At 45.1% G+C, this 1150-nt stretch carries 1 protein-coding gene and 1 pseudogene; both read right to left on the bottom strand.

What is annotated here, in order from left to right; all coding sequences use genetic code 11:
• Window positions 1–182 (bottom strand): CZB domain-containing protein (locus tag R7127_RS27145; RefSeq protein ID WP_411977882.1); only part of this gene is annotated, 182 nt, incomplete at its 3' end.
• Window positions 183–236: 54 nt separating this feature from the next.
• Window positions 237–614, bottom strand: a pseudogene (locus R7127_RS27140) (methyl-accepting chemotaxis protein); the annotation flags it as partial.
• Window positions 615–1150 lie beyond the last annotated feature (536 nt).

The following is a 1150-nucleotide window of genomic DNA, read 5'->3' as shown; positions in this document are numbered from 1 at the left end:
TATGCTTTGCCGTCACCTCGGTAGTACCACTGGCCCAATCGACATTCTGAATGGCTATTGACGGTTTCACCAAAAGAGCCACTTTGCAGTAAGCGATAGATGTTGTTTTTCCAAATGGCATGATCAAGCTTGACCGTATCGAGGAAAGAGCGGGTAGACGCAAAGTGGATCACCCGTTTCATGTGCTCTGATTTGACAACCACCTCGTTGACGATTGAGCCAATTTGCGCCGAAGAGGCGGATACTTCTTCTGCGCAGATTTGGTTTTCATCAATCGCGCTTTTGATTGAGCTGACTTGGGTTAGCACCTGATTAACCAGCGAATCAATTTGTTCGCTCGCTTCACTGGCTTTGCCTGCCAAATTTCTTACCTCGTCCGCCACCACGGCAAATCCGCGGCCTGCTTCACCAGCGCGTGCTGCCTCAATCGCTGCGTTGAGAGCCAATAAGTTCGTTTGGTCAGAAATCTCTTGGATAGTAGATACAAGGTGGGAAATAGAAGTCGCGGTGTTATCTAATATCTGCACAGATTCAATGCTTTGAGTGGCTTGTGAGCTGATTTTTACCGCTCGGTCATCCAGACGTGCGAGTGCTTGATGTGTTTGCTTGAACATATCATCAAGCAGCTTTAGCTCTTCGTTTTCATGCGCCATAGATTGAGCGCTTTCGACCATCGCTGTGCGAATGGTTTGGAGCATATCTCCGCCTTTCAAGCTGCTCGACATCAACTCGTCGCTACTTTCGTAACGCTGTTGCGCTGTGTTCAGCAGTTGTTTGGCTTCTTTTAACTGACGTTCCAACGTCTCAACGTCGGTTTGGTACTTGTCTTTAAGGCTCGCTAATTCCTGCTTAAGCGCCTCATTTTCCATTTTTAATTTTTTTGATCCGAACATATTTTTTATAAATGCAGCAAGGTTTTAAAAAATTCATGTTAAATCAGTTGGATAAGCAATGCACCATGACTTTCATATACTTGTTCATTTTTGTCACATTTTTTATGTGGGTTTTCATAAAAAGAGCGAAAGTCGCCCCTATCAATGTGAACGTGGTCAACACTGAGTGACGGATGAGTGAATCTAAATGGAAAGCTATGGAATAGAAAAGGGCGGGTGGAAGATAGGGGAAGAGGGCTCTTCCCCTTAGTATTTCG

Source organism: Vibrio sp. 1159 (genome assembly GCF_033340395.1).
Classification (GTDB): Bacteria; Pseudomonadota; Gammaproteobacteria; order Enterobacterales; family Vibrionaceae; genus Vibrio; species Vibrio alginolyticus.
Note: the sequence above shows the minus strand (reverse complement) of the source record. Positions and strands in the feature narration are given on the sequence as shown.